The organism is Streptomyces sp. CA-243310 (assembly GCF_050936775.1).
Classification (GTDB): domain Bacteria; phylum Actinomycetota; class Actinomycetes; order Streptomycetales; family Streptomycetaceae; genus Streptomyces.
Window position 1 is genome coordinate 35,306 of record NZ_JBNJMF010000001.1, and the last position, 25,880, is coordinate 61,185.

The window sequence follows — 25,880 nt, forward strand, 5'->3', positions numbered from 1 at the left end:
GAGCCGCCGCCCGTGCCGGGCACCTCGGGTCGGCCTGCGGGTGGGGCGGGGCTCCGTCGCGGAGCCCCGCCCCACCCGAAGGGATCAGGCGTCGGGGGTGAGCTCGACCTGGATCTCGACCTCGACCGGCGCGTCCAGCGGCAGGACCGCCACACCGACGGCGCTGCGGGCGTGCACGCCCTTGTCGCCGAGGACGGCGCCGAGCAGCTCGCTCGCACCGTTCAGCACGCCCGGCTGGGCGGTGAAGTCGGGCGCCGAGGCGATGAAACCGACGACCTTGACCACGCGCGCGATCTTGTCGAGGTCACCGACCACGGACTTGACGGCGGCCAGGGCGTTCAGCGCGCACGTGGCGGCCAGTTCCTTGGCCTGCTCCGCCGACACCTCGGCGCCGACCTTGCCGGTGACCGGCAGGCTGCCCTTGACCATCGGGAGCTGGCCCGCGGTGAACACGTACACGCCGGACCGGACGGCCGGCTGGTACGTGGCCAGCGGCGGAACGACCTCGGGCAGGATCAGGCCGAGCTCGGCCAGCCTCGCGTCGACGATCCCGGTCATGCCGACTTCTCCCGCTTCAGGTAGGCCACGAGCTGCTCGGGGTTGTTCGGCCCGGGCACGACCTGGACGAGCTCCCAGCCGTCCTCGCCCCAGGTGTCCAGGATCTGCTTGGTGGCGTGGACCAGCAGCGGGACGGTCGCGTATTCGAACTTCTTGGTCATGGGAGCGAGCGTAGTGCCTGTCGCGCGGGGCTCACGCGCGGCCCGGAACGCGCGCGGTCCCACCTCCTCGCCCGTCCGTCGCGGCTACCGGTCGGCCGCCCGGGGCGCGGGCGCCGACGACCCGACCGCCATGCCCGCCCCGTCGTGGGCGTCCGGGGCGTCCGCCTGCAGGGCGACGGCCTTGGCCAGGGCCTGGGCGAGGTCGTCGGCGGCCGTGCACGCGGCCGCCAACTGGAGCAGGAGGGCGAGCGTCTGGCGGCCGAGGGCCTCCTCGACCAGCGGCGGCTGGTGGGCCCACTCGGCGCGGAAGACCGCGCGGAGCCGCTCCACCTCGGCTTCGATCCCCCGCCTGCGACCGGCTCGTTTGAGGGCCGCGGTGATCTGGGTCCGGGTCAGTCGGGCGGCCCTGGCCGGGGTCGGGGCCGCCTTGAGGAGTTCGCGCGCCTCGGGTCGGAAGATCCCGTTCGGGCCGTGCGCGGCGGCGGCCAGGGCGGCGGGGTAGTAGTCGCGCAGCAGGGACCGGAGCTGGTGGGAGATCTGCTGGCGGTGCCAGGTCGCGTCCTGCTGTGCGCGGGCGAGGACGGCGACGGCGCGGGCCGGCTCGGAGTCCGTCGACAGCGGCCGGAGGGTGTGCATGTCGGTGCGCAGGATGTGCGCCAGCACCACGGCGTCGCCGTGGTCGGACTTCTCGTGGGCGACCGTGTGTCGGGTGCGGTGACGGGCGGCTGCCGTCGGATCGATGGCGAAGACCTGCCGGGCGCCGGTCCGCAGAACGGCGAGGAGCAGGCCCCGGGAGGTCTCGATGGCGACCGGGATCGGGGCGTCCCGGGTGTCTCCGTACTCGGCGAGCAGGTGCAGCAGGCGCTGGTAACCGGCCGCGTCGTCGGTGATGCGGCGTGCGGCCAGGAGCCGGCCGTCGGCATCGACGAGGGCGATGTCGTGGGTCTTGTCCGCCCAGTCGATTCCGCAGTAGATCAAGGTGTTCCCTCCCCGGGATCGCAGGTGTTCGCGCTGGTCACGAGCAGGTGCGGGCCGCGCGGCACGCTCGCTCCGGACGTCGGTGCGCGGAGCCCGGAGGGCTCGGGCGCATCGAGGGACCACCGTGCGGGCGGGCTCGCGCCACCACTCCAACGAGTGATCAAGGTGTGTGGTGGTGACGTCCAGGAGGACGCCCGTGACGACCGCTCCGTTGCGGTGCCCGCGGCCCGGCCGTAACGGACCTCACGGCGTGAACGCACCGACGAGGCCACCCGGCACCCCCGCACGCGGGCCGGAGGAATTAGGCTCGGACGCTGTGAGCAGGCTCCAGGTGGTCAGCGGCAAGGGCGGCACCGGCAAGACCACGGTCGCCGCGGCACTCGCGCTCGCCCTCGCACGCGAGGGCAGGCGGACTCTTCTCGTGGAGGTCGAGGGCAGGCAAGGCATCGCGCAGCTCTTCGGCGCGGAGGCGCTCCCGTACGAGGAGCGGAAGATCGCGGTCGCACCCGGCAGGGGCGGTGGCGAGGTGTACGCGCTCGCCATCGACGCCGAACGCGCGCTGCTGGACTACCTCCAGATGTTCTACAAGCTCGGTTCGGCCGGCCGCGCCCTGAAGAAGTTGGGCGCGATCGACTTCGCGACGACCATCGCGCCGGGCCTGCGCGACGTCCTGCTGACGGGCAAGGCCTGCGAGGCGGTCCGGCGCAAGGACAAGGCCGGACGGTTCGTCTACGACCACGTGATCATGGACGCCCCGCCGACCGGGCGCATCACCCGCTTCCTGAACGTCAACGACGAGGTGGCGGGGCTGGCCCGGTTCGGGCCGATCCACAACCAGGCGCAGGCCGTCATGAAGGTGCTCAAGTCTCCGGACACGGCGGTCCACCTGGTCACCCTCCTGGAGGAGATGCCCGTTCAGGAGACCGCGGACGGCATCGCGGAACTGGTCGCGGCGGGCCTCCCGGTCGGCCGGGTCGTCGTGAACATGGTCCGGCCGCACCACCTGGACGAGGACACCCTGCGCGCGGCGGCGGGCGAGCACCGGGCCGACGTGGCCAAGGCCCTGTCCCGTGCCGGCCTGGGCGGCGCGAGGCGCGGCGGATTGGCCGAGCGGCTGGTGGATCCGCTGCTCACGCAGGCCGCCGAGCACGCGAGCCGGGTGGAGCTGGAGCGCGAGCAGCGCACCGTGCTGGAGGGGCTGCCCGTGCCGACGTACGAACTCCCCCTGCTCGGCGGGGGGATGGACCTGGCCGGGCTCTACGAGCTGGCGACGGAGCTGCGGAAACAGGCGGGCGACGAATGAGCGAGGCCATGGGCGCGAGCACGGGCATGAACACGCCGCCGCGACTGGCGGTCGACGCGCTGCTGGACGATCCGAAGACCCGGATCATCGTGTGCTGCGGCGCGGGCGGGGTCGGCAAGACCACCACGGCCGCGGCGCTGGGCGTGCGGGCGGCGGAGCGCGGCCGGAAGGTCGTCGTGCTCACCATCGACCCGGCGCGCAGGCTGGCCCAGTCGATGGGCATCGACTCGCTGGACAACACCCCGCGCCGCGTCAAGGGCGTGGGCGGCGAGGGCGGTGACGGGGACGGCAGCGATGGCGGCGAACTGCACGCCATGATGCTGGACATGAAGCGGACCTTCGACGAGATCGTCGAGGCGCATGCGGACGGCGAGCGGGCCCAGGCCATCCTGGCGAACCCCTTCTACCAGTCCCTGTCGGCCGGGTTCGCCGGCACGCAGGAGTACATGGCGATGGAGAAGTTGGGCCAGCTGCGGGCCAAGGACGACTGGGACCTGATCGTCGTCGACACCCCGCCGAGCCGGTCCGCGCTGGACTTCCTGGACGCGCCGAAGCGCCTGGGGTCCTTCCTCGACGGGAAGTTCATCCGGGTCCTGATGGCTCCCGCGAAGGTCGGCGGCCGGGCCGGGATGAAGTTCTTGAATGTCGGCATGTCGATGATGACGGGCACGCTGAGCAAGCTGATGGGTGCCTCGCTCCTCAAGGACGTACAGACCTTCGTGGCCGCGATGGACACGATGTTCGGCGGTTTCCGCACCCGCGCGGACGCCACTTTCCGGCTGCTCCAGGCACCCGGTACGGCCTTCCTCGTGGTCGCGGCACCCGAACCCGACGCCCTGCGCGAGGCCGCGTACTTCGTCGAGCGGCTGGCGGCGGACCGCATGCCGCTGGCCGGCCTGGTACTGAACCGGGTGCACGTGAGCGGAGCCGACCGACTGTCCGCGGAACGGGCGTTGGCCGCCGCAGAGAATCTTGAAGACGGTGGCATTGTCGATCAGGAGTCCGGGAAAGCTGGACTTCGTGACGCGGCCACAGAGGCCGCCGCCCCCGACCCGGGGGCTCTCGAAACCGGCTCCCCCAGCGCCGGCACGACCGAGCACGGCACGGACCGGACCACGACCGACGAGCACGGCACGGACCGACCCACGACGCACCAGGACGGCACGGACCGACACGATCCGAACCGGCACGGCATCGACCGGGACGCCGCCGTCACACCCGACGCCCATGGCGACGGCAACGACGGTGACGACGCCGACGTGGACGCGATCACCGCGGGACTGCTGCGCCTGCACGCCGAGCGGATGCAGGTGATCGCGCGCGAACGACGCACGCACGATCGTTTCACCTCGCTGCATCCCGAGGTGGCGGTGGCCGAGGTGGCCGCCCTGCCCGGCGATGTGCACGACCTCGCCGGGCTGCGGGCCATCGGAGAGCGGCTCGCGGCCGGGGTTCCGGCCGGAGCGTAGGCGTTTCGTACACGACTCCCCGGGGGAAGTCCGTGCGCGGGCCCGACCGGGTGATCTACCCGGCAGCCGCGTACGTCTCATACGGAACGTCGATCTCCGCGTCGACATCCACGGTGAGGATGCCCGTACTGCGCTCGTATTCCATGCGGGCGGTTTCGAGCAGCCGTCGCCACGAGGTGACGGTGGGACGCCGGCGCAACAGTGCGCGTCGTTCCCGCTCGGTCATTCCGCCCCATACTCCGAACTCGACACGATTGTCGAGCGCGTCGGCCAGGCACTCGGTCCGCACCGGACATCCGGTGCACACCGCCTTGGCCCTGTTCTGTGCCGCTCCTTGAACGAACAGTTCATCCGGATCGGTAGTGCGGCAGGCTGCCTGCGCACTCCAGTCGGTAACCCAGCCCATCCCGGCGCCGTCCTCTCCCGAATCGAGGCTCCCCCACGGCGGTAGCGGCATATTCACCGCTGCCAGTTGAGGACGTTACGGAAGGTGGGCACAGTGCAACACCCCCGTCGGGCCCAATCTTGAATGGTCCGAACGGACTATGGGTAAGCGGCAGATCACCCGACGGAGTGATCGCACGACATGCCCGACCATTCCGGCGATCCGGGTGAAATCGGCGGCGGACCATCAGAGCGAACGGCGGGATTCGGACATCTGTCCACCCCATTCGGGAAGGGTGAAATTCAAGCCGAAGGGTTGATGTCACGCCGCACTGCTGTGACAGTTGGGGACAGCTTAGGCCAAGGCATTCGCGCGTGTCCGGCGAATGAGAACGTAGGCTGCCCTCCATGGGAAAGAAGCGCTCGGGCGGCGGGCTCACGGGGCCACAGCAGGCCGCCAAGTTCCTCGGTGTGTCTGTCCTCTCCGGAGTCGTACTGGCCGGAATCGCGATCCCGGGCGCAGGCGCCCTGGGTCTCGCGGCCAAGGGAACGGTCGAGGGTTTCGATGAGATCCCGGCCAATCTCAAGACACCTCCGTTGAGCCAGCGCACCACGATTTTGGACGCTGAGGGTGGCCTGATCGCCACCGTCTATTCACGCGACCGTCAGGTGGTACCCCTGACGGCCATCTCGCCGTACATGCAGAAGGCGATCGTCGCGATCGAGGACTCGCGCTTCTACGAACACGGCGCGGTCGACCTCAAGGGCATCCTGCGTGCGGTCAACCGCAACGCACAGGAAGGCGGCGCCGCACAGGGTGCCTCCACCCTTACCCAGCAGTACGTGAAGAACGTGTTCGTCGAGGAAGCCGGCGACGACGAGACGAAGGTGCGCGAGGCGCAGGAGAAGAGCCTCGGGCGAAAGATCCGCGAGCTGAAGTACGCGATCCAGGTCGAAGAGGAACTCGGCAAGAAGAAGATCCTCGAGAACTACCTGAACATCACCTACTTCGGTCAGCAGGCCTACGGAATCGAGTCGGCCGCCCAGCGGTACTTCAGCAAGCCGGCCAAGGACCTCACCCTGGAGCAGTCCGCGCTGCTGGCCGGCGTCGTGCAGTCGCCGACCCGGTTCGACCCGGTGAACGACTCGCAGGAGGCGATGAAGCGCCGCAACGTCGTCCTCCAGCGGATGGCCGACATGAAGGACGTCTCGCAGGCGGAGGCGGACCAGGCGAAGCTGAAGCCCGTCACGCTGAAGGTGACCCGGCCCAAGAACGGCTGCATCACGGCCGTCAAGGGCGCGGGCTTCTTCTGTGACTACGTCCGCAACAGCTTCCTCACCGACCCGGTCTTCGGCAAGACGCGCGCGGAGCGGGCGAAGGTCTGGAACCAGGGCGGCCTGACGGTCCGTACGACGCTGGACCCGCAGTCGCAGGACTCGGTCAACGAGTCGATCAAGGACCACGTCGACCAGGACGACAAGGTCGCGACGGCCGTGACGCTGGTGCAGCCCGGCACCGGTCGGGTCCTCGGCATGGGCCAGTCGAAGCCGTACGGCTTCGGCAAGAACGAGACCCAGATCAACTTCTCGGTCGACAAGCGGCTGGGCGGCTCCAACTTCGGCTTCCCGACCGGCTCGACGTTCAAGCCGTTCGTGGCGGCGGCGGCCATCGAGGGCGGCGTCCCGCCGACCAAGATGTACCCCGCCCCCTACGACATGGAGTACCCGAGCCCGGTGCAGACCTGCGGCGACAAGCCCTGGGTCAACACCGAGAAGGCAAGGGTGGAGAACGAGTCGGAGAGCGAGGTCGGCCCCTACGGCATGAAGGAGGCGATGGCCAAGTCCATCAACACCTACTTCGTGGAGATGATCTCCGAGGCCGGGCTCTGCCCGATCACCGAGATGACCGGCAAGCTCGGCGTGAAGCCGGCCGACGGCACCAAACTTCCCGAGGTCCCGGCCATCGCGCTCGGCACCGAGGGCATGTCGCCGCTGACCATGGCCAACGCGTACGCGACCTTCGCCAACCGCGGCGTCCACTGCACCTCGGTCGCCATCGAGTCGATCACCGACTCGCACGGCAAGGCACTCGCCGTGCCGAAGTCGAAGTGCGAGCGCGTGATGTCGGAGAAGACCGCCGACACCATCAACACGCTGCTGCTCGGCGTGGTCGACACCGGCGGTACCGGTGCCGCGGCCGGTCTCACCGACCGGCAGAGCGCGGGCAAGACCGGTACCACCGAGAATCGCTGGAACGCCTGGTTCGTCGGCTACACCCCCAACATGTCCGGCGCGACCTGGGTCGGATCGGGCGGGGCCAAGCAGGTACAGATGGAGAACATCTCCATCGGCGGCGAGTACTACGACAAGGTCTACGGCGGCGGACTGCCCGGCCCGATCTGGAAGCAGGCGGTCTCCGGCGCCCTCTCGGGCCGCGAGTCGCTGAGCTTCTCCACGGTGCCCATCCCGGAGACCGCCTCTCCGGCCGGCGGCCCGCGCGGCAACAAGCCGAACCCGCCCGCCACGCCGAACCGACCCGGCAAGCCGAACCGGCCCGGCGGTGACAACAAGCCCGGCGACGGCAGGCCCGGCGGACAGACGGCCGCCGGCGGCACCGGCGGCAACCCGGGCGGCACCAACGGGAACGACAACGGCGGCAGGACCGGCGGGTTCAGCTTTCCCCCCGGCCTGATCGGCGGACCCGAACCCCGCTGACCGCCCGCGCGGGAACGTAGAGAAAGGGAGGGCCCCCGGCCGCATTCGGCCGGGGGCCCTCCCTCTCGTCGTGCGTGGACCGGTCGTCCATGGGCCAGTCCACGGAGGACAGGTCCTCCGTGGACTAGGAGAGGAGCTTCTTCACGGTGGCGGCGACGCGGCCACCCTCCGCCAGCCCCGCGACCTTCGGGTTCACGATCTTCATGACCGCGCCCATGGCCCGGGGCCCCTCTGCGCCCGCCGCCTTGGCCTCCTCGACCGCCTGCGACACGATCGCGGTCAGCTCGTCGTCGGAGAGCTGCTTGGGCAGGTACTTGTCGAGGAACTCGCCCTCCAGCGTCTCCCGCGCGGCCGACTCGGCACGGCCGCCCGCGGCGAACGCCTCCGCGGCCTCACGGCGCTTCTTCGCCTCCTTGGCGATCACCTTGAGGACCTCGTCGTCGGAGAGCACCCGCGCTTCCTTGCCCGCGACCTCGGCGTTGGTGATGGCGGAGAGGGTCAGGCGCAGCGTGGACGAGGCGAGTTCGTCGCGCGCCCTGATGGCTGCGGTGAGGTCTTCGTGGAGCTTGGCCTTGAGCGTGGTCATGCACATGAGTCTGCCAGGTGAGGGGGCGTCGGCGCCCGCCGGTTTTCCTCGCGAGCCGTCGAGGGTGCGACGATGGGGGCATGCGTGCGCGTTACGGAGTACCACTGAAGGTCACGGCCGCAGTCGCGGCCGTGGGGGCCGCGGGTGTGGCCTATGCAGCCGGGTTCGAGGCGAGGTCGTTCCGCCTGCGTCGGGTGACGGTCCCCGTCCTGCCCCGAGGGATGCGCCCCTTGCGCGTCCTACAGGTGTCGGACATCCACATGGTCGGCGGGCAGCGCAAGAAGCGCGCCTGGTTGCAGTCCCTGGCCGGCCTGCGCCCCGACTTCGTCGTGAACACCGGCGACAACCTCTCCGACACGGAGGGCATCCCCGAGGTACTGGACGCGCTCGGCCCGCTGATGGACTTCCCCGGGGTGTACGTCTTCGGGTCGAACGACTACTACGGGCCCCGGCTCCGCAACCCCGGGCTCTACCTGATCGAGAAGCTCCAGGGCCGGCACGGGCTGAACGGCAACAAGCCGGTCGTCGGCGCCGTCCACAACCCGTGGGAGGAGTTGCGGGACGCCTTCGACGCGGCGGGCTGGCAGAACCTCACCAACGCACGGGCCCGGCTGAAGCTGGACGGCCTGGAACTCGCCTTCACCGGACTCGACGACCCGCACATCAAGCGGGACAGGTACGGGATGGTCGCGGGCGGACCCGAGGCGGACGCGGACTTCTCGATGGCCGTGGTGCACGCCCCGTACCTGCGCACGCTGGAGTCCTTCACCACCGACGGCTACCCGCTGATCCTGGCCGGTCACACGCACGGCGGGCAGTTGTGCGTCCCCTTCTACGGGGCGCTGGTCACCAACTGCGACCTCGACACGAAGCGGGTGAAGGGCCTGTCCACGCACGAGAGCGGCGGGAACCGCGCCTACCTCCACGTGTCGGCGGGCTGCGGAACCAACAAGTTCACGCCCGTGCGCTTCGCCTGCCCGCCCGAGGCCACCCTGTTGACGCTCACCCCCAAGGCGTGAATCGGGCCGCGCCCTGGCCGTACGGCAGCGGCCGGGGCGCGCTGAACTACCTGGTCCTGGGCGAACGACCTGGTCCTGGGCGCCGTCGTCCACCCGCTCTGCCTCACCCTGGTGGCGGTGGACCGCTGCCGCCCGGACCTCCGCCAGGCCGGGCCTCCCGCGAGAACCGGATTTCGTCTCCGGCCGACGGTCCGCTAAAGTAATCGATGTCGCCAGGCAGCCAGTCTGCAAGGCGGCGATCGGGGTGTAGCGCAGCTTGGCAGCGCGCTTCGTTCGGGACGAAGAGGTCGTGGGTTCAAATCCCGCCACCCCGACTTCGTAAGACCAGGTCAAGGGCTTGATCCGCATCGCGGGTCAGGCCCTTCCTGCGTCTTGGGTGATCGTTTGGGAGAAATCTGGGAGAAGCTCTTGATCGGCTTCTCCCAGGAGCCCTGATCGGCCTCGCCCTTCGTACCTTCTCCGCGCGCCCGCCTGCCGGTTCGGGTGTGCCCGAGCCCGAGGTCTGTGCCCCGTGTCTTCCTCTCCTGCACGCATATCCGCGCGGCTGCGCGACGCCCTTCGTCCGACGCGGCCGATCCGGCTCTCGCCCAAGGTCTTGCGGACCGAGGTCCTCGCCGGTCTGGTCGTCGCGCTGGCGCTGATCCCGGAGGCGATCTCGTTCTCGATCATCGCCGGGGTGGATCCGGCGATCGGGCTGTTCGCCTCGTTCACGATGGCCGTGGTGATCTCGGTCGTCGGCGGGCGGCAGGCGATGATCTCCGCCGCGACGGGCGCCGTGGCCCTCGTGATCGCTCCGCTGAACCGGGAACACGGGCTGGGCTACCTGATCGCCGCAGTGATCCTGGCCGGCGTCTTCCAGATCGTGCTCGGCGTCCTCGGCGTGGCGAAGCTGATGCGGTTCATCCCGCGCTCGGTGATGGTCGGCTTCGTCAACTCCCTGGCCATCCTGGTCTTCATGGCCCAGGTCCCCGAACTCCTCGGCGTACCTTGGGCCGTCTACCCGCTGATGGTGGCCGGGCTGGGGCTGATGGTGTTCTTCCCGAGGGTCACGAAGGTGGTCCCGGCCCCGCTCGTGTCCATCGTGGCCCTCACAGCGATCACCGTGGCCGCGGGCATCGCGGTGCCGACCGTCGGCGACAAGGGCGCGCTGCCGTCCGCGCTGCCGGTGCCGGGCCTGCCGGATGTGCCGTTCACCCTGGACACGCTGACCCTCATCGCGCCGTACGCGCTGGCCATGGCGCTCGTCGGACTGCTGGAGTCGCTGATGACGGCGAAGCTGGTCGACGAGATCACCGACACCCGGTCCTCGAAGACGCGGGAGTCCGTCGGCCAGGGCATCGCGAACATCGTCACCGGGTTCTTCGGTGGCATGGGCGGCTGCGCGATGATCGGCCAGACGATGATCAACGTGAAGGTGTCGGGCGCCCGGACCCGGCTGTCGACCTTCCTCGCGGGCGCCTTCCTGATGGTGCTGTGCATCGTCTTCGGGCCGGTGGTCTCCGAAATCCCGATGGCCGCGCTCGTCGCCGTCATGGTCATGGTCTGCTTCGCGACCTTCGACTGGCACTCCATCGCGCCGAAGACCCTCAAGAGGATGCCGGTCGGTGAGACCGCCGTCATGGTGGTCACCGTCGTGTGCGTGGTCGTCAGCCACAACCTGGCCGTGGGCGTGGTCGTGGGCTCCGTCACCGCGATGGTCGTCTTCGCCCGGCGCGTCGCGCACCTGGCGAACGTCACCTCCGTCCTCGACCCGGACGGCGGACAGGTCGTCTACTGCGTGACCGGCGAGCTGTTCTTCGCCTCCTCCAACGACCTGGTCGAACAGTTCAACTACGCCGGCGACCCGGACAAGGTGGTCATCGACCTCTCAGCCGCCCACGTCTGGGACGCCTCCTCCGTGGCCGCCCTCGACGCGATCGAGCACCGCTACGCCCAGCGCGGCAAGAACGTGGAGATCACCGGCCTGCACGGACCCGGCGCCCACCTGCACAGGACGCTCAGCGGCGAACTCACCGGCGGAAGCTGAGGAGCCGTACTCCGGCCGTGAGGCGAGCCCTGTTCGGCGGCACAGAGGGCGTGCGCGTACCCGCCGACACCGCCCCCGCCCAGGGAGCTGCTGCCGCGAGGGTTCCGGGCCGTGGGAGCGGAGGGGCTTGATCCGTACTGCGGGGCTCTCTGGGGTGGTGGTCGGTGAGCGGGCCGGTGGGGTGGTTTCGGGGGAGCATGGAGGCATGGAGACGGCATCCCCGGGGGGTGTCGGTGGGCCGGGTCGAGTGGCCGCGGTCGGGGAGGGGATCGGGGCGGACGAGCTGGCACTGGCCGCCCGCAACCACGGGCTGCCCCTGGAGGCGCTGCGCTACGAAGTGACGCCGGCCGGGCTGCACTACGTACTGGTGCACTACGACATCCCCGCGGCCGACGCGGACGGGTGGCGGTTGCGGATCGGTGGGCGGGTGCGCAACGCGGTGGAGTGGGGGCTCGACGAGCTGCGGGCCCGGCCGGCGGTCACCCGGCGGGTGACCATGGAGTGTGCCGGGAACGGGCGGGCGCGGTTGTCGCCGAGGCCGGTGAGTCAGCCCTGGCTGGTGGAGGCGGTGGGGACGGCCGACTGGACGGGGGTGGCGCTGGGCGGGCTGCTCGCCGAGGCGGGCGTGGAGCCGGACGCGGTGGAGGCGGTGTTCACGGGCGCCGACCACGGGTTCGAGCGCGGGGTGGAGCAGGACTACCGGCGGAGTCTGCCGCTGCCGATCGACGCGGACGTGTTGGTCGCGTACGAGATGAACGGGGGGCCGCTGCCGCCGCAGCACGGGTGTCCGCTGCGGCTGGTGGTGCCCGGCTGGTACGGGATGGCCCATGTGAAGTGGTTGACGGACATCACGCTGGTCGACGTGCCGTTCACCGGGTTTCAGCAGTCCGTGGCCTACCGGTTGCGGCAGTCCCCCGAGGAGCCCGGGGAGCCCGTGACCCTGATCGAGCCGCGCGCCCTGATGGCGCCGCCGGGTTTCCCCGACTTCATGTCCCGTACCCGTGTCGTGCGGCCCGGGCCGGTGCCGGTGGCGGGGCGGGCCTGGTCGGGGTACGGACCGGTGGTCCGGGTGGAGTTCAGTGCCGACGCGGGACTGAACTGGGTCGACGTGGAGGTGGCGGCGCCGGTCGGCGGGCGCTGCGCCTGGCAGGCCTGGCACGGAGTGTGGGAGGCGAGGCCGGGCGAACACACCCTGCTCGTACGGGCCACGGACGGCAGGGGGCGGCGGCAGCCGCTCGAACAGGCCTGGAACCGGGGCGGCTTCGGCAACAACGCGGTCCAACGGGTGGCGGTGGTGTGCGCCCCGAAGGGGTGACACGTTCGGCTCCCGGTGGGTGCGGGGGGATCAGCGCTCCCGGTCCGGGCGGACGTCCGGTTGGGCGTCCGGTTGGGCGTCGAGTTCCGTGCGGACCAGGGCGACGAATTCCCGGGTCCGGGTGTCGACGGAACGGTCCTCGGCCAGCCGGTGGAGGTGGTCGAGGAGGGCTCCGACCGTGTCGAAGGGGCCTACGGGGCGCAGCAGCCACAGCCGGCCCCGGGGACGGGGCGGCAGACCGAGGGCGGCGAGGCCGGCCACCGATTCGGCGTCGAGGAGGTCCAGGTCCTCGGCCGGGAGCGGGGCGCATTCCACGCGCGTGATGTGACCGTGGCCGTCCAGTTCGCTCTCGACGGCCCAGCGCGTGCCCCGGTCCGGGATCCAGGTGCGGGCCCGCGGGGGCCAGACGTAGGGGAGGAAGAGCCACGTCGCGGTCTCGGGTGCGGGCTCCCAGCCGAGCACCTCCAGTTCCCGGATCTCGGGCAGTCGGTCCGGTTCCTGTTCGCTGCGTCCGGTGCGGCGCAGTGCGAGGGGGTGGGGTGATCCGGTCTCGTCCCAGGACATGCGGGCACGCTATCCGACGGGGTGGCGGATGTGCGTGACCCTGTGGGGTGCCGGCGGCTACGGGCGTAGGGTGGGCCGCAAGTAGACGCTGTCCACATCTTGGAATCGACGATCCTCATGCCCGTACCGGCCACCGAACCGCCGCGCAAGCGCACCACCTACCGCCACGGCAACCTCCGCGGCGCCCTGCTCGACGCGGCTCTGGAACTGGCCCGCGAGGGCGGGCCCGACGCGGTCTCGCTGCGCGAGGTCACCCGGCGGGCCGGGGTCTCGCCCAACGCCGCGTACCGGCACTTCGCCGACCGGGGGGCGCTGGTGCACGCGGTCTCGCAGGCCGCGATGGCGCACGTCGCGCGGGCGATGGAGGCCGAGATCGACGCCCTGCCGCCGGCCGGTGATCCCTCGGCGGGGGCACGGGCGCGCTTCCGGGCGGTGGGGACGGGGTACATCCGCTTCGCCGTCACCGAGCCGGGCTGGTTCCGGACGGCGTTCCACGTCCCGGCCGACATGGTCCATGCCACCGACACCACGGCCGCCGGCGAGGGCGGGCTCACCCCCTTCGAGCTGCTCGGCACCGCCCTCGACGGGCTCGTGGACTCCGGGGCGCTGACCGCCGAACGCCGCCCGGGAGCGGAGTTCCTCGCCTGGTCGGCGGTGCACGGCCTGGCCGCGCTGGTGGTCGACGGCCCGCTGCGCGGGGTCGCCCCGGAGCAGGTCCACGACGCGGGCCAGGACGTGATCACGATGGTGGAGCGGGGGCTCTGAGACGGCGCGGACCGGGGGCGAGGCGACTCGGCGGCCGTGCTCCGGCCGCGCTCGGCGCCGGGCCCGGGCGGCGACTCACCGGCGTCTGAAGTCCACCTCCGACGGGCCCGGTTCGCCGGGCCAGGACAGCAGCCGCGTGGGGGCGGGCGGGTTCTCGGCGAGGACGGTGCCGCGCGAGACGACGTACCGGGGTCGGACCTGGCGGCGGATCGCCTCGGTGGGCGACTCGGCCGGCAGCAGGACGAAGGAGGCCGGGGCGCCCGGGGTGATGCCGTACTCGGTCGCGGACAGGCCGAGCACCCCCGCGGCGCGTTCCGTCACCATCTCGAAGGCGCGGGGGATCTCGTCGGCCCCGGTGAGTTGGGCGGCGTACACGCCGACGAGCGCGGTCTGGAGCGGGTTGCCGGTGCCCAGCGCGTTCCAGGGGTCCATCACGTCGTCGTGGCCGAAGGCCACGTTCACCCCGGCCGCCAGCATCTCCTTGACCTGGGTGAGGCCGCGCCGCTTGGGATAGCCGTCGAAGCGGCCCTGGAGGTTGAGGTTCGCGAACGGGTTGGAGACCAGGTTGATGCCGGCGCGGGACAGCAGTCGTTGGAGTTTGAAGCTGTACGCGCCACCGTAGGAACCCATGGCGGTCGTGTGGGAGGCCGTGGCGCGTTCGCGCAGTCCCGTGCGCAGCGCGAGCGTGGCCAGGACCTCCACGAACCGGGACTGCTCGTCGTCGATCTCGTCGCAGTGCGCGTCGACGCGCAGGCCCCGTTCCTCGGCGAGCGCGAAGGCGATGCCGAGCGAGGCCACCCCGTCCTCGCGGGTGTCCTCGAAGTGCGGGATCGCACCGACCACGTCCGCGCCGCGCCGTACCGCCTCGCGCAGCAGCGCCTCGCCGTCGGGGAAGGAGACGATGCCCTCCTGCGGGAAGGCGACGATCTGCAGGGTCATGACGTCCCGTACCCGGTCCCGGACCTCCAGCAGCGAGTCGAGGGCGGTGAGCTCCGGGTCGGTGGTGTCGCAGTGGGTGCGTACGTGCAGCACGCCCTGGGCCGCCTGCCAGCGCAGTACCTCGGTGGCGCGGGCGATGACGTCCTCGCGGGTCAGGGTCCGTTTGCGTGCGCTCCAGCAGGCGATGCCCTCCCAGAGGGTGCCGGAGGCGTTCGGGCGCGGCTCACCGGCGGTCAGGGCGGTGTCGAGGTGGATGTGCGGCTCGACGAAGGGGGCGGTGAGCAGGTCGCCGTGCGCCTCGATCAGGACGCCGGTGGCGGGTGGCTCCTTCTGGTCGTCGTGCGGGACGACGCGGGCGATCCGGCCGTCCTCCGCGACTTCCACGTCGCTGAGTCCGTCGCCGCCGGCGGTGAGGTGGTCGGTCAACAGCCGGGCGCCCCGGACGATCATCCGCATGGCGTCAGCGTACGACCGGGGACGGTCGGACGGGCCTCAGGCGGGCCGGGGGCGGGGGCCGGGGCGGCGCGCCGCCCGAACGCCGACGGCCCGCGGTTTCCGGTGGGAAACCGCGGGCCGGTGACGGGGTGACGGCGGTGGAGCGGCGCCGTGACACGTCGCCGATGTGGCCGCTCAGCCGCGCTTGGCCTGGGCTTTCTGCTGCATGCCCCGGGTCTTCGCGGAGATCGACTGCACATCTCTGACCGCGGCCTTGGCGCGGGCCTCGGCCGCCGTGTTCTTCGCCATCGCGCGCTCGGAATCCTGGTGGCCGTGATGTCCGCCGTGAGCCTTCTTGGCCATGACACTCCTCCTCGGAGCACGGAAAGGCGTACGTACTCCACTGTCCCTCCGCTGCGCCGGGGCGGCATCCGCAGGGCCCGTCACCCGTTCGGTGGGCTCAGCCGTTGGGCGGGCTCAGCCGCCGCGCTGCGATCCGGACGACGGGGGCCTCATTCCCCGCTCGCGGCGCGCGTCCTCGTCCATCGCCCGGGCCTGGGCCTCGGCGATGTCCTCGATCCTGCCCTTGCTCTGCTGGTCCGAGCTCTTCGACATCCGCGAACGCGAGGAGCCGCTGTCGTCCGACATGCCGGACTGCTCCTTGGGCTGCTTCGCCATGATCGTTCCTCCTTGAGGACGGCGGGGTGGGATCCCCGCCCACGCTGCCGCCTTCCGGGCGCCGGGACCATCCGACAGCGCCGATCGGGTTACATGGGGGGCATGACTGACGCAGACGCCTTCGCAGACACGCCCGCCATGCCCGACTGGGAGAAGCGCTTCCGGGCCCCGCGCGTCGGGCTGCCCGAGTGGGCCGAGGACGCGCCGGACCGTTCCCTGTTCGTCTCCAACGCGACCGGGACCTACGAGCTGTACGCCTGGGACCGCGCCACCGATTCCCGTCGTCAGGCCACGGACCGTCCGAACGGCACCACCGACGGCACCCTCTCCCCCGACGGCGAGTGGATCTGGTGGTTCTCCGACACCGACGGTGACGAGTTCGGCACCTGGGTCCGCCAGCCGTTCGCGGGCGGCCCCGACACGCCGGCCACGCCCGGTCTGGAGCCCTCGTACCCCGCCGGGCTCGCCATCGGCCGGGACGGCACCGCGGTCGTCGGCCGGTCCACCGACGAGGAGGGCACCACCGTCCACGTCGTACGGCCCGACGGCGGCGCGCCGTCCGTGATCTACCGGCACCACGAGTCCGCCGGCGTGGGCGACCTGTCCCGCGACGGGACGCTGCTGGTCATCGAGCACACCGAGCACGGCGACGCGATGCACTCGGCGCTGCGCGTCGTCACCCTCGACGGCGCGGCGGTCGCGGAGCTCGACGACTCCAAGGGCGGCACGGTGGAGCTGGGGCTGGGCGTGCTCGGCTTCGCCCCGGTCGCCGGCGACACCCGGCTGCTCGTCGCCCACCAGCGGCGCGGCCGCTGGGAGCCGATGATCTGGGACGTGGCCGCGGGCACCGAGACCGAGCTGGGGATCGAGCTGCCGGGCGACGTGGGCGCCGAGTGGTACCCGGACGGTTCGGCGCTGCTGGTGTCGCACGACTTCGAGGCGCGCGGCGAGCTGTGGCGCTACGACCTGGCCTCGCGGTCCCTCGTCGCGGTGGAGACTCCCCCGGGCTCGGTGTCCGGTGCGACGGCCCGCCCGGACGGGTCGGTGGAGTACCAGTGGTCCTCGGCGGCCGAGCCGGCGACCGTGCGGTCCACCGCGGGCGGTGTCGTGCTGGATCCGCCCGGTTTCCGGCCGCCGGGCTCCGTGCCGGTCGAGGACGTGTGGGTGGAGGGTCCGGGTGGCCGGATCCACGCGCTCGCGCAGCGGCCGACGGGCCGCGGGGACGGCCCGTTCCCGACGATCTTCGAGATCCACGGCGGCCCGACCCACCACGACACCGACTCCTTCCTGGCGACCCCGGCGGCCTGGCTCGACCACGGCTTCGCGGTGGTCCGGGTCAACTACCGCGGTTCGACGGGCTACGGGCGCGAGTGGACCGACGCCCTCAAGCACCGGGTCGGTCTGATCGAGCTGGAGGACATCGCGGCCGTCCGGGAGTGGGCCGTGGAGTCCGGTCTCGCGGATCCGGCACGGCTGGTGCTGTCCGGCGGCTCGTGGGGCGGGTACCTGACACTGCTGGGCCTCGGGACCCAGCCGGACGCCTGGGCCGTGGGCCTGGCGGCGGTGCCGGTCGCGGACTACGTGACGGCGTACCACGACGAGATGGAGGCGCTCAAGTCCCTGGACCGCACCCTCCTCGGCGGCACGCCGGAGGAGGTCCCGGACCGTTTCGAGGCGTCCTCCCCGCTGACCTACGTGGACTCGGTGAAGGCGCCCGTGCACATCGCGGCGGGTCTCAACGACCCGCGCTGCCCGATCCGGCAGATCGAGAACTACGTGGACCGCCTCGCGGCGCGCGGGGCGGTACACGAGGTGTACCGCTACGACGCCGGGCACGGTTCGCTGGTCGTGGAGGAGCGGATCAAGCAGGTGCGGATGGATCTGGAGTTCGCCCTGAAGCACCTTCCGGCCTGACCCGGCAGCCGATGACCGGTGCACCCCCCGTACCGTGGTGGGGTGCACCGGTTTCTCCTGACCCCGCGCTGGTGGGGGATCAACGTCTTCGTCGCGCTCGGCGTCCCCTTCTGCCTGTTCATGGGGACCTGGCAGCTCGGCCGGTTCGAGGACCGCGTCGACACCCATCGGGAGGCGTCCACCGCACGGCCCGCCGACCGGGCGGCAGCGCCGCTGGACTCGCTGCTCCCGGTGGACACCGAGACCTCCGGACGGTCGGCTTCGACGTCCGGTGTGTACGGGCGGCAGTTGCTCGTCCCCGAACGGCAACTCGACGGGAAGTCCGGCTTCTACGTCCTGACCCTGCTGAAGACCGACTCCGGCAAGGCCGTCCCGGTGGTCCGGGGCTGGCTGCCGGGCACCGCGGACCCGGCGAAGGCGCCGGCCGCGCCGGGCGGGCGGGTCGAGGTGACCGGGGCGCTCCAGGCCTCGGAGAACTCCGGGACCAAGGGCGTGTACTCCCAGGGCGGTCTGCCGGCCGGGCAGCTCGGGGTGATCGGGGCGGCGACGCTGGTCAACATGGTGCAGGAGCCGCTGTACGACGCCTGGTTGACGGTGCAGACCCCGTCGGACGGGATGGTTCCGGTGCCGGCGAAGGCGCCGACCAACACCGGCCTGGACCTCAAGGCCTTCCAGAACCTCGGGTACACCGGCGAGTGGTTCGTCTTCGCCGCGTTCGTGCTCTTCATGTGGTTCCGGCTCTACCGGCGCGAGGTGGAGACCCTGCGGGACACGGAGGCGGGCCTGCTGCCGGCGGAGCCGGTCGCCGCGGAACCGACCCCCGCCGCTACTGCGTCGACGCCCCCAGCGCGATAGCGCCCGTCCGGTAGACCGTCCCGCCGCAGGCGTCGGGGATCGTCGTCTGCGTGGTCGGAGCCCCCGCCTCGGGGGTGTGGGACACGGCCACGCCCGCCGGGTCCGGGCCGGCGCCGCCGTTCACCGGGTCCGAGGCCGCCGCCCCGTCGGCGCCGGCGCCCTGGGTGCCGGCCGGCGGCTCGCCCGTACCGCCCGCCGGGGGCCTGCCCGTGGGTCCGGCGGACGCCGCCGGACAGGACTGGGCCGAGGGCACCCAGGCGAACCGCACCTCGTACGCGGCGTTCGGTTCGAGGACCACCGAGGCGGACTCGGCGGCCGGATCGGGCAGCAGTTCGCTCGCCGGGTCCCCGGCGGTGTGGCTGAGCACGGTGACCCCGGAGCCCTGCGCGGGCGGGGCCGACCTCGCCACGGAGGCGGCGGTGACGGTGTCCGGGCCGGTGACCGTGCAGTCCCGGCCGGAGACGTTGGTGACCTTGAAACTGCCGTACACCTTGCCGTCGGCACGGGGGGCGCGGGCGCTGCCCAGCACCCCCAGCTGGTCGGCGGAGCAGCCGGGCACCGCGCCGGCCGCGCCCACCGGGGGCCGCGGGGTGCTGTCCGAACCGCTCGCCGCGCCGGCGGAGGCCGTGCCGGACGGGCCCGCCACGACGCTGTCGGAGGGGGAGCCGCTGGGCCTCGGGGACGGCGTGCCGCCGGCGCTCTGGCCGGACCCCGGATGGAAGGTGGGCTGGGCGGCGGACTTGCCCGAGCCGTTCTGGTGCGGGTCGGAGGTGCCTCCGCCGGCGCCGTCCTGCTGTTGCCCGTGTCCGGCCATGGCGGAGTGGTCGGTGGCGGAGCCCTGGCCTCCGGTCAGGTGCAGGGCGGTCGGGACGGCCGCCCCGGCGAGTACGGCCGCGGCCGCGGCGCAGACGAGGACCTGCCGTTTGCGGGCCCGGCGCGCGGGGACGGCGTACCGCAGTCGCTCCAGCGCTCCGTCGGACGGCTCCAGGCCTTGGACGGCTCCGCTCAGCAGACTTCGCAGTGCTTGTTCGTCGGTGCCCTCGGCGTCGTTCTTCCGGTCGTCCATCATGACTGCGCAGCCTCCATCGCCACCCGCAGCGCGGCAATGCCCCGCGATCCGTACGCCTTCACCGAGCCGAGCGATATGCCGAGCGCCTCGGCGACCTGAACCTCCGTCATGTCCGCGAAGTAACGGAGCACGAGCACCTCGCGCTGGCGTCGCTGGAGTCCCCGCATGGACTTGATCAGGTCGTCCCGTTCCAGTCGGTCGTAGGCGCCCTCTTCCGCGCTGGCCATGTCCGGCATCGGCTTGGACAGCAGCTTCAGGCCGAGGATGCGGCGGCGCAGCGCGGAACGGGAGAGGTTGACGACGGTCTGGCGCAGGTAGGCCAGGGTCTTGTCGCGGTCCCGGACCCGATTGCGGGCCGAGTGGACGCGGATGAAGGCCTCTTGGACCACGTCCTCGCAGGAGGCGGTGTCGTCGAGGAGCAGTGCTGCCAGGCCCAGGAGGGAGCGGTAGTGGGCCTGGTAGGTCTCGGTGAGGTGGTCCACCGTGGTGCCGGCCACGACCACCTTCCCGGTGTCCGTGCCCGCCGCGTCCGGGGCTGCCGGGCCGGGCTGCGCGGCGTCCGGCTCGACCGCGTTCGGGGCGCCCTTGTCCGCGGTGTCGTCGGCGGTGTCGCTCCCGGGGGCGCCGGAGCTATCCCGGGGTGAGGGCACGCGGCCGCCCCGGGTCGGTACGACGGACGGCGTGGACGGCGCCGCGCTCGCCGGCGGGACGGGCACGATCACAGGAAGGCCGCCGGGCACGTCCGATCGCCGGCGCGGGGGGATGATCCCGGTACGCACCGGTATGACGGTGAAGTCGAGCAATGCCTCTGCCACGCCCGTTGGACACGCGTCCCCCCGTCAGGGTTGTACGCGCGAGCCAGAGTCTCCGGCAATATCCCGATTGCGCTCATGCGTACCTGCTCTTCCCGGTTGCCCCATTTATCCAGGCGGCAGTCGGGCCATCACCTTGATCAAGGGATCGACACCGATCCTACAAAGCGAATTACGCAAATTCACCCGCGATCAGTTCCGAGATCTGCGTCGCATTCAGGGCCGCCCCTTTGCGGAGATTGTCCGCACAAACGAAGAACTCCAGGGCCCTCCGGTCGTCGAGCGAGGACCGCACCCGTCCCACCCACGCCGGGTCCGTGCCGGCGGCGTCCACGGGAGTGGGGAACTCCCCCGCGGCGGGCTCGTCCACCAGGACCACCCCGGGCGCCGCCTCCAGGATCTCCCGCGCGTGCCCGGCGTCCACCTCGCGCTCGAACCGGGCCCGTACCGACAGGGAATGTCCGGTCACCACCGGGACCTGTACGCAGGTCACCGCGATCGGCAGGTCGGCGAGGTCGAGGATCCGCCGGGTCTCCGCCCGTACGGCCAGCTCGTGCGAGGACCAACCGTCCTCGCGCAGCTCACCGGACCAGGGCACCACGTTCAAGGCGAGCGGGGCCGCGAAGGGGCCGGTGTCCTCGCCCACGGCACGACGTACGTCCCCGGGCTGTTCCCCCAGGGAGGTCCCCGCCACCAGCGACACCTGGCGGCGCAGCGTCTCGGACCCGCCCCGGCCCGCGGCGCTCGCGGCCTGGTACGAGGAGACGACCAGGTCGGCCAGCCCGTACTCGGCGTGCAGCGCGCCCAGCGCGGCGATCATCGAGGCGGTCACGCAGTCCGGGCCCGCCACGATGCCGCGCGGCCTCATCCGTACGGCGTGGCCGTTCACCTCGGGCACCACCAGCGGCACCTCGGGGTCGTCCCGAAACGCGGGCGACTGGTCCACGGCCACCGCGCCGCGCGTGGTGACGACGGGCGCCCAGCGCGCGGAGACGTCGGTCGGGGTCAGGAAGATCACGACGTCGCCCGGTCCGAGGCCGTCGAAGGCGTCCTCGGTGAGGGCGAGCACCTCGATCTCCTCCCCGCGCACGGCCAGCACGCGGCCGGCCGAGCGGTGGGAGGCGATCAGGCGGATGTCGCCCCAGACGTCGGCCCGCTGGGACAGGATCCCGAGCAGGACCGAACCGACCGCTCCGGTCGCCCCGACCACGGCGAGTGCCGGTGCCGGGGTCGACCGGATCGGCGTCATCGTCCGGTGCCCCCGTAGATGACGGCCTCGTCACTGTCGGAGTCGAGACCGAAGGCCGTGTGCACGGCGCGGACGGCCTCGTTGACGTCGTCCTGGCGGGTGACGACCGAGATGCGGATCTCCGAGGTGGAGATCAGCTCGATGTTCACGCCCGCGTCGGACAGGGCCTGGAAGAACGAGGCGGTGACGCCCGGGTTGGTCTTCATGCCCGCGCCGACCAGGGAGATCTTGCCGATCTGGTCGTCGTAGCGCAGGGACTCGAAGCCGATCGCGCCCTTCGCCTTCTCCAGGGCGTCGATGGCCTTGTGGCCCTCGGTCTTGGGGAGGGTGAAGGAGATGTCCGTCAGGCCCGTGGAGGCGGCGGACACGTTCTGCACGATCATGTCGATGTTGATCTCCGCGTCCGCGATGGCGCGGAAGATCGCCGCGGCCTCGCCCGGCTTGTCCGGAACGCCTACGACCGTGATCTTGGCTTCGGAGACGTCATGAGCGACTCCGGAGATGATGGCGTGCTCCACCGGCTCGTCCCCTTGCGGATTCTCGTTGCTGACCCAGGTGCCCGGCAGTCCGGAGAAGGACGACCGGACGTGGATCGGGATGTCGTAGCGGCGTGCGTACTCGACGCAGCGGTGCAGCAGCACCTTGGACCCGGAGGCCGCCAGCTCCAGCATGTCCTCGGAGGAGATCCAGTCGATCTTCCTGGCCTTCTTCACGACGCGGGGGTCCGCGGTGAAGACGCCGTCGACATCGGTGTAGATCTCGCAGACCTCGGCGTCGAGCGCCGCGGCGAGCGCCACGGCGGTCGTGTCCGAGCCGCCCCGTCCGAGGGTGGTGATGTCCTTGCTGTCCGCCGACACGCCCTGGAAGCCGGCCACGATGGCGATGTTGCCCTCGTCCAGCGCGGTGCGGATACGACCCGGCGTGACATCGATGATGCGTGCTTTGTTGTGCACCGAGTCGGTGATGACACCTGCCTGGCTGCCCGTGAACGACTGGGCCTCGTGGCCCAGGTTTTTGATCGCCATGGCCAACAGGGCCATGGAGATCCGCTCTCCGGCGGTCAGCAGCATGTCGAATTCGCGGCCGGCAGGCATCGGGGACACCTGCTCGGCGAGATCGATCAGCTCGTCCGTCGTGTCGCCCATCGCGGATACCACGACGACCACCTGGTGGCCGTTCCTCTTGGCATCCACGATTCGCTTGGCGACACGCTTGATGCCTTCGGCATCCGCTACGGAGGAACCTCCGTACTTCTGCACGACAAGGCCCACGTGCGCTCCTCGCTCAGTCCGTCTCATTGCTGGTGCAGTCTAACGAGCGGCCGCGATCCGACCGCTTCGTACCACATCATGAGACTAAACGATCAAAGAATGGGTTCGCTCGCGCCCCGGGCCCGCGAGCCGCCCAGACCCAGCGGACCTGCGATTTCCTCGACCATGACCCGCCCCGCCTGCTCCGCGAGATCGTCCTCGGTCAGGTCCTCGTCGGTGTCCAGACCGTCGAGCTCCTCCAGCGGCTGGTCCAGCCGTACGTGGGCCACGAGCGACTGGAGCGCGCGCAGGGTCGCCGAGGCCGTCGAGCCCCAGTTGGAGAAGTACGAGAACTGCCACCACCACAGCGCCTCGGTCGTCCGACCCGCCCGGTAGTGCGCCAAGCCGTGCCGCAGGTCGGCGACCACGTCCGCCAGGTCGTCGGAGATCCGGTGCGCGACCGGGGCCTTGCGCGGCTCGTAGGGGTCGAAGACCTCGGAGTACACGTCGACCGGGTCCAGCATGTAGGCGAACCGCTCGCGCAGCTCGTCCACGTCCGGCTCCGGTCCGAGGTCCGGCTCGTAACGCTCATCGGGCAGGACGTCCTGGTACGCGCCCAGCCGGCCGCCCGCCAGCAGCAGCTGCGAAACCTCCAGGAGGAGGAAGGGCACGGCGCTGTCCGGGTCCTCGCCCTTGGCCACCTCGGTGACCGCGACGATGAAGGACTCGATCTGGTCCGCGATCTGGACCGCGAAGTCGTCCGGATCCTGACCCAGGGCGTGCAGCGTTGCGTCAGACATCGAGAAGTCGCCTTCCTTCAAAGGCCCGCCCCAGCGTGACCTCGTCCGCGTACTCCAGATCTCCCCCGACGGGGAGCCCGCTGGCCAGGCGGGTGACCTTCAGGCCCATGGGCTTGATCATGCGGGCGAGGTAGGTGGCGGTCGCCTCGCCCTCCAGGTTCGGGTCCGTGGCCAGGATCAGCTCGGTCACCGTGCCGTCCGCCAGGCGCGTCAACAGCTCACGGATCCGCAGGTCGTCCGGGCCGACGCCCTCGATCGGGCTGATCGCCCCGCCGAGGACGTGGTACTTGCCCCGGAACTCGCGGGTCCGCTCGACCGCGACGACGTCCTTCGGCTCCTCCACGACACAGATGACCGTCGGGTCGCGGCGGGGGTCACGGCAGATCCCGCACCGCTCCTCCTGCGCCACGTTCCCGCACACCGCGCAGAAGCGGACCTTGTCCTTCACTTCGAGCAGCGCGTGCGCGAGACGACGGACGTCGGTGGGTTCCGCCTGCAGGATGTGGAAGGCAATCCGCTGCGCGCTCTTGGGCCCGACGCCGGGCAGCCTGCCCAGTTCGTCGATCAGGTCCTGGACCACGCCTTCGTACAACGGACTGCCTTCTTTCGCTGTGGGGTTTCACGGTCCGGCCGCGAGGGCCGGATAAGGGGTCTAGAAGGGCAGGCCCGGAATGCCGCTGCCGCCGCCCAGACCCGCGGTCAGGGGGCCCAGCTTCTCCTGCTGGAGCGCCTGCGCGTTCTCGTTGGCCGCCTGGACCGCCGCGACCACCAGATCGGCGAGGGTCTCGGTGTCCGAGGGGTCCACCGCCTTCGGGTCGATCACGAGCGCGCGCAGCTCACCGGAACCGTTGACCGTGGCCTTCACCAGGCCACCGCCCGCCTGTCCCTCGACCTCGGCCTCGGCCAGCGCCTCCTGCGCCGCGGCGAGGTCCTGCTGCATCTTCTGGGCCTGCTGGAGCAGCTGCTGCATGTCGGGCTGGCCACCACCGGAAATCACAGGGCACTCACTCCACACCTTGGGAACGCTTGGTCAATCCGAGCCTACGTGCTCCCCGCGCGGCGCGCCCTACGCCGTGAGGACCAACTCTTTCGAGTGAGAGACGGGGGGCGCGCGTACCTGATGGAGACCTCCTTGCGAGCGGAAAACCCGGGATTCGTCGTCCATCGCGTGTCATTCGAAGGTAGGAAGAGCATGCGCACCATTGCGCACACGCGCACCACGACACGTCAGCGCAGGCAGAGGGAGTGCCCGGTGAGTCAGCCGGAGATGCAGCCCGAGGGGCCACCCCGGGATCCCGCAGAGGACGGCGACCTGACCGGGCGACCGTTCCCTCTCGGGGACTGGGGCGAGCCCGCCGAGCGGCTCGACGAGCTCTACCGACGGGTCGAGGCCGACGCGCTGCGCACCGCCGAGTGGTATCTGGCCGACCGGGCGTGGAAGCGACGGGGGGCCCGCGCACTGCGGGTCGGCGCCGCGGCGGGAGCCGTGACGGGTGCCGCCATGCCCCTGCTGGAGCTGACGGGTTCGGCGCCGGGCGCGTCCTCGTACGGGTACCTGTGCCTGCTGCTGGCCGCCGCCTGCCTGGCCTGCGACCGGTTCTTCGGTCTGACCTCCGGGTGGATGCGGGACGTCGCCACGGCCCAGGCCGTGCAGCGGCGACTCCAGGCGTTGCAGTTCGACTGGGCCTCGGAGAACGTGCGGGAGGTGCTGGGCCCCACGGAGGGCACGGCGAGCGAGGCCGCGGAGCGGTGCCTGACGGTGCTGCGGCGGTTCTCGGAGGACGTCACGGACCTGGTCCGCTCGGAGACGGCGGACTGGATGGTGGAGTTCCGGGCCGGACCGGCGCCCCTGGTCATGCAGTCCCTGACCACGTCCCCGGCCCGCAACGACCCGGGCGTCCCGGCCGCCCGGTTCCCGCTCCCGCCCGGCACCCGACCGAACATGCCCCGCCAGCGCCCGCCGGAGCAGCCCCGCTGAGAAGGGGGCCGCCCCGGCGGACGGGGCGGGCAGGCCGCCGGTCACTGGCCGCGCCGCC

At 71.5% G+C, this 25,880-nt stretch carries 25 protein-coding genes, 1 tRNA gene and 1 pseudogene; 11 read left to right on the forward strand and 16 right to left on the reverse strand.

Going from position 1 to position 25,880, the window contains the following annotated elements; translation table 11 throughout:
• Nucleotides 1–84 precede the first annotated feature (84 nt).
• The 3 genes and pseudogenes from ACQEVM_RS00205 to ACQEVM_RS00215 all read right to left on the reverse strand — a co-directional run.
• Nucleotides 85–558 (reverse strand): RidA family protein, encoded by a 474-nt coding sequence (locus tag ACQEVM_RS00205; RefSeq protein ID WP_433073129.1) that lies wholly within the window; start codon nt 556–558, stop codon nt 85–87.
• A complete protein-coding gene (locus ACQEVM_RS00210; RefSeq protein WP_107089134.1) occupies nt 555–719 on the reverse strand; it encodes a DUF4177 domain-containing protein in 165 nt (54 codons plus the stop codon). The genes ACQEVM_RS00205 and ACQEVM_RS00210 overlap by 4 nt, the downstream gene beginning before the upstream one ends.
• Before the next feature lie 185 nt (nt 720–904).
• Nucleotides 905–1,697: pseudogene (locus ACQEVM_RS00215) on the reverse strand (IS110 family transposase); the annotation flags it as partial.
• Nucleotides 1,698–2,013: 316 nt separating this feature from the next.
• On the opposite strand from ACQEVM_RS00215, the gene ACQEVM_RS00220 reads away from it, so the two are divergent.
• Together ACQEVM_RS00220 and ACQEVM_RS00225 are read left to right on the forward strand one after the other, a co-directional pair.
• Nucleotides 2,014–3,000, forward strand: a complete 987-nt coding sequence (locus tag ACQEVM_RS00220; protein ID WP_267798042.1) for an ArsA-related P-loop ATPase — start codon at nt 2,014–2,016, stop codon at nt 2,998–3,000.
• Nucleotides 3,001–3,008: 8 nt separating this feature from the next.
• Nucleotides 3,009–4,469: an ArsA family ATPase gene (locus ACQEVM_RS00225; RefSeq protein WP_433073135.1), complete on the forward strand. Its 1,461-nt coding sequence runs from the start codon at nt 3,009–3,011 to the stop codon at nt 4,467–4,469.
• Between the two features lie 55 nt (nt 4,470–4,524).
• Here the strand turns inward: ACQEVM_RS00225 and ACQEVM_RS00230 are convergent, their stop codons facing one another.
• Complete coding sequence (locus ACQEVM_RS00230) at nt 4,525–4,875, reverse strand: WhiB family transcriptional regulator (RefSeq protein WP_351371977.1); 351 nt, start codon at nt 4,873–4,875, stop codon at nt 4,525–4,527.
• Nucleotides 4,876–5,261: 386 nt separating this feature from the next.
• Here ACQEVM_RS00230 and ACQEVM_RS00235 point away from each other — a divergent pair, with 386 nt between their 5' ends.
• A complete protein-coding gene (locus ACQEVM_RS00235; RefSeq protein WP_433073139.1) occupies nt 5,262–7,568 on the forward strand; it encodes a transglycosylase domain-containing protein in 2,307 nt (768 codons plus the stop codon).
• Between the two features lie 124 nt (nt 7,569–7,692).
• Here ACQEVM_RS00235 and ACQEVM_RS00240 read toward each other — a convergent pair whose 3' ends face one another.
• On the reverse strand, nt 7,693–8,154 hold the full coding sequence (locus ACQEVM_RS00240) for a GatB/YqeY domain-containing protein (RefSeq protein ID WP_433073142.1): 462 nt from the start codon (nt 8,152–8,154) through the stop codon (nt 7,693–7,695).
• Nucleotides 8,155–8,234: 80 nt separating this feature from the next.
• Between ACQEVM_RS00240 and ACQEVM_RS00245 the strand changes: the two genes are divergently transcribed.
• The 4 genes from ACQEVM_RS00245 (at nt 8,235) to ACQEVM_RS00260 (ending at nt 12,514) form a co-directional block, all read left to right on the forward strand.
• Entirely contained in the window at nt 8,235–9,173 is a 939-nt protein-coding gene (locus ACQEVM_RS00245) for a metallophosphoesterase (protein WP_433073145.1), read from the forward strand.
• A 240-nt stretch (nt 9,174–9,413) separates the two neighbouring features.
• Nucleotides 9,414–9,487: transfer RNA gene (locus ACQEVM_RS00250), tRNA-Pro, on the forward strand.
• 230 nt (nt 9,488–9,717) lie between these two features.
• On the forward strand, nt 9,718–11,199 hold the full coding sequence (locus ACQEVM_RS00255; protein ID WP_433079734.1) for a SulP family inorganic anion transporter: 1,482 nt from the start codon (nt 9,718–9,720) through the stop codon (nt 11,197–11,199).
• A gap of 205 nt (nt 11,200–11,404) precedes the next feature.
• Nucleotides 11,405–12,514 carry a sulfite oxidase gene (locus ACQEVM_RS00260; RefSeq protein WP_433073148.1) on the forward strand — a complete coding sequence of 370 codons (1,110 nt, stop codon included), beginning with the start codon at nt 11,405–11,407 and terminating at the stop codon, nt 12,512–12,514.
• A 30-nt stretch (nt 12,515–12,544) separates the two neighbouring features.
• On the opposite strand, the gene ACQEVM_RS00265 is transcribed toward ACQEVM_RS00260, so the two are convergent.
• A complete protein-coding gene (locus ACQEVM_RS00265; protein WP_433073151.1) occupies nt 12,545–13,078 on the reverse strand; it encodes a DUF5956 family protein in 534 nt (177 codons plus the stop codon).
• A gap of 99 nt (nt 13,079–13,177) precedes the next feature.
• Here ACQEVM_RS00265 and ACQEVM_RS00270 point away from each other — a divergent pair, with 99 nt between their 5' ends.
• Nucleotides 13,178–13,843, forward strand: coding sequence for a TetR/AcrR family transcriptional regulator (locus ACQEVM_RS00270; RefSeq protein ID WP_433073154.1), 666 nt, complete (start codon nt 13,178–13,180; stop codon nt 13,841–13,843).
• 75 nt (nt 13,844–13,918) lie between these two features.
• On the opposite strand, the gene codA is transcribed toward ACQEVM_RS00270, so the two are convergent.
• The 3 genes from codA to ACQEVM_RS00285 form a co-directional block, all read right to left on the reverse strand.
• Nucleotides 13,919–15,238: a cytosine deaminase gene (gene codA, locus ACQEVM_RS00275; RefSeq protein WP_433073157.1), complete on the reverse strand. Its 1,320-nt coding sequence runs from the start codon at nt 15,236–15,238 to the stop codon at nt 13,919–13,921.
• A 174-nt stretch (nt 15,239–15,412) separates the two neighbouring features.
• Nucleotides 15,413–15,580, reverse strand: coding sequence for a hypothetical protein (locus ACQEVM_RS00280; protein WP_433073160.1), 168 nt, complete (start codon nt 15,578–15,580; stop codon nt 15,413–15,415).
• Nucleotides 15,581–15,694: 114 nt separating this feature from the next.
• The gene (locus tag ACQEVM_RS00285; RefSeq protein WP_433073163.1) at nt 15,695–15,895 is read right to left on the reverse strand and encodes a hypothetical protein; all 201 of its coding nucleotides are present in this window, start codon (nt 15,893–15,895) and stop codon (nt 15,695–15,697) included.
• Between the two features lie 93 nt (nt 15,896–15,988).
• Between ACQEVM_RS00285 and ACQEVM_RS00290 the strand changes: the two genes are divergently transcribed.
• Together ACQEVM_RS00290 and ACQEVM_RS00295 are read left to right on the forward strand one after the other, a co-directional pair.
• Nucleotides 15,989–17,809, forward strand: coding sequence for a prolyl oligopeptidase family serine peptidase (locus ACQEVM_RS00290; RefSeq protein WP_433073165.1), 1,821 nt, complete (start codon nt 15,989–15,991; stop codon nt 17,807–17,809).
• 42 nt (nt 17,810–17,851) lie between these two features.
• Nucleotides 17,852–18,664, forward strand: coding sequence for an SURF1 family protein (locus ACQEVM_RS00295; RefSeq protein ID WP_433073168.1), 813 nt, complete (start codon nt 17,852–17,854; stop codon nt 18,662–18,664).
• Here the strand turns inward: ACQEVM_RS00295 and ACQEVM_RS00300 are convergent.
• The 7 genes from ACQEVM_RS00300 to ACQEVM_RS00330 all read right to left on the reverse strand — a co-directional run bounded on the left by ACQEVM_RS00300 (nt 18,636) and on the right by ACQEVM_RS00330 (nt 24,841).
• The gene (locus tag ACQEVM_RS00300) at nt 18,636–19,733 is read right to left on the reverse strand and encodes a hypothetical protein (protein ID WP_433073171.1); all 1,098 of its coding nucleotides are present in this window, start codon (nt 19,731–19,733) and stop codon (nt 18,636–18,638) included. The two genes, ACQEVM_RS00295 and ACQEVM_RS00300, sit on opposite strands and share 29 nt — an antisense overlap.
• Nucleotides 19,730–20,512 (reverse strand): SigE family RNA polymerase sigma factor, encoded by a 783-nt coding sequence (locus ACQEVM_RS00305; RefSeq protein ID WP_433079736.1) that lies wholly within the window; start codon nt 20,510–20,512, stop codon nt 19,730–19,732. Before ACQEVM_RS00305 ends, ACQEVM_RS00300 begins: the two co-directional genes overlap by 4 nt.
• Before the next feature lie 205 nt (nt 20,513–20,717).
• Nucleotides 20,718–21,794 carry an aspartate-semialdehyde dehydrogenase gene (locus tag ACQEVM_RS00310; RefSeq protein ID WP_433073174.1) on the reverse strand — a complete coding sequence of 359 codons (1,077 nt, stop codon included), beginning with the start codon at nt 21,792–21,794 and terminating at the stop codon, nt 20,718–20,720.
• On the reverse strand, nt 21,791–23,065 hold the full coding sequence (locus ACQEVM_RS00315) for an aspartate kinase (RefSeq protein WP_433073177.1): 1,275 nt from the start codon (nt 23,063–23,065) through the stop codon (nt 21,791–21,793). Before ACQEVM_RS00315 ends, ACQEVM_RS00310 begins: the two co-directional genes overlap by 4 nt.
• Before the next feature lie 92 nt (nt 23,066–23,157).
• Entirely contained in the window at nt 23,158–23,844 is a 687-nt protein-coding gene (locus ACQEVM_RS00320) for a DUF5063 domain-containing protein (RefSeq protein ID WP_433073180.1), read from the reverse strand.
• A complete protein-coding gene (gene recR, locus ACQEVM_RS00325; protein WP_433073183.1) occupies nt 23,837–24,436 on the reverse strand; it encodes a recombination mediator RecR in 600 nt (199 codons plus the stop codon). Before recR ends, ACQEVM_RS00320 begins: the two co-directional genes overlap by 8 nt.
• Before the next feature lie 60 nt (nt 24,437–24,496).
• On the reverse strand, nt 24,497–24,841 hold the full coding sequence (locus ACQEVM_RS00330) for a YbaB/EbfC family nucleoid-associated protein (protein WP_078998671.1): 345 nt from the start codon (nt 24,839–24,841) through the stop codon (nt 24,497–24,499).
• A gap of 255 nt (nt 24,842–25,096) precedes the next feature.
• On the opposite strand from ACQEVM_RS00330, the gene ACQEVM_RS00335 reads away from it, so the two are divergent.
• Entirely contained in the window at nt 25,097–25,822 is a 726-nt protein-coding gene (locus tag ACQEVM_RS00335) for an SLATT domain-containing protein (protein WP_433073186.1), read from the forward strand.
• The last annotated feature ends 58 nt before the right edge of the window (nt 25,823–25,880 follow it).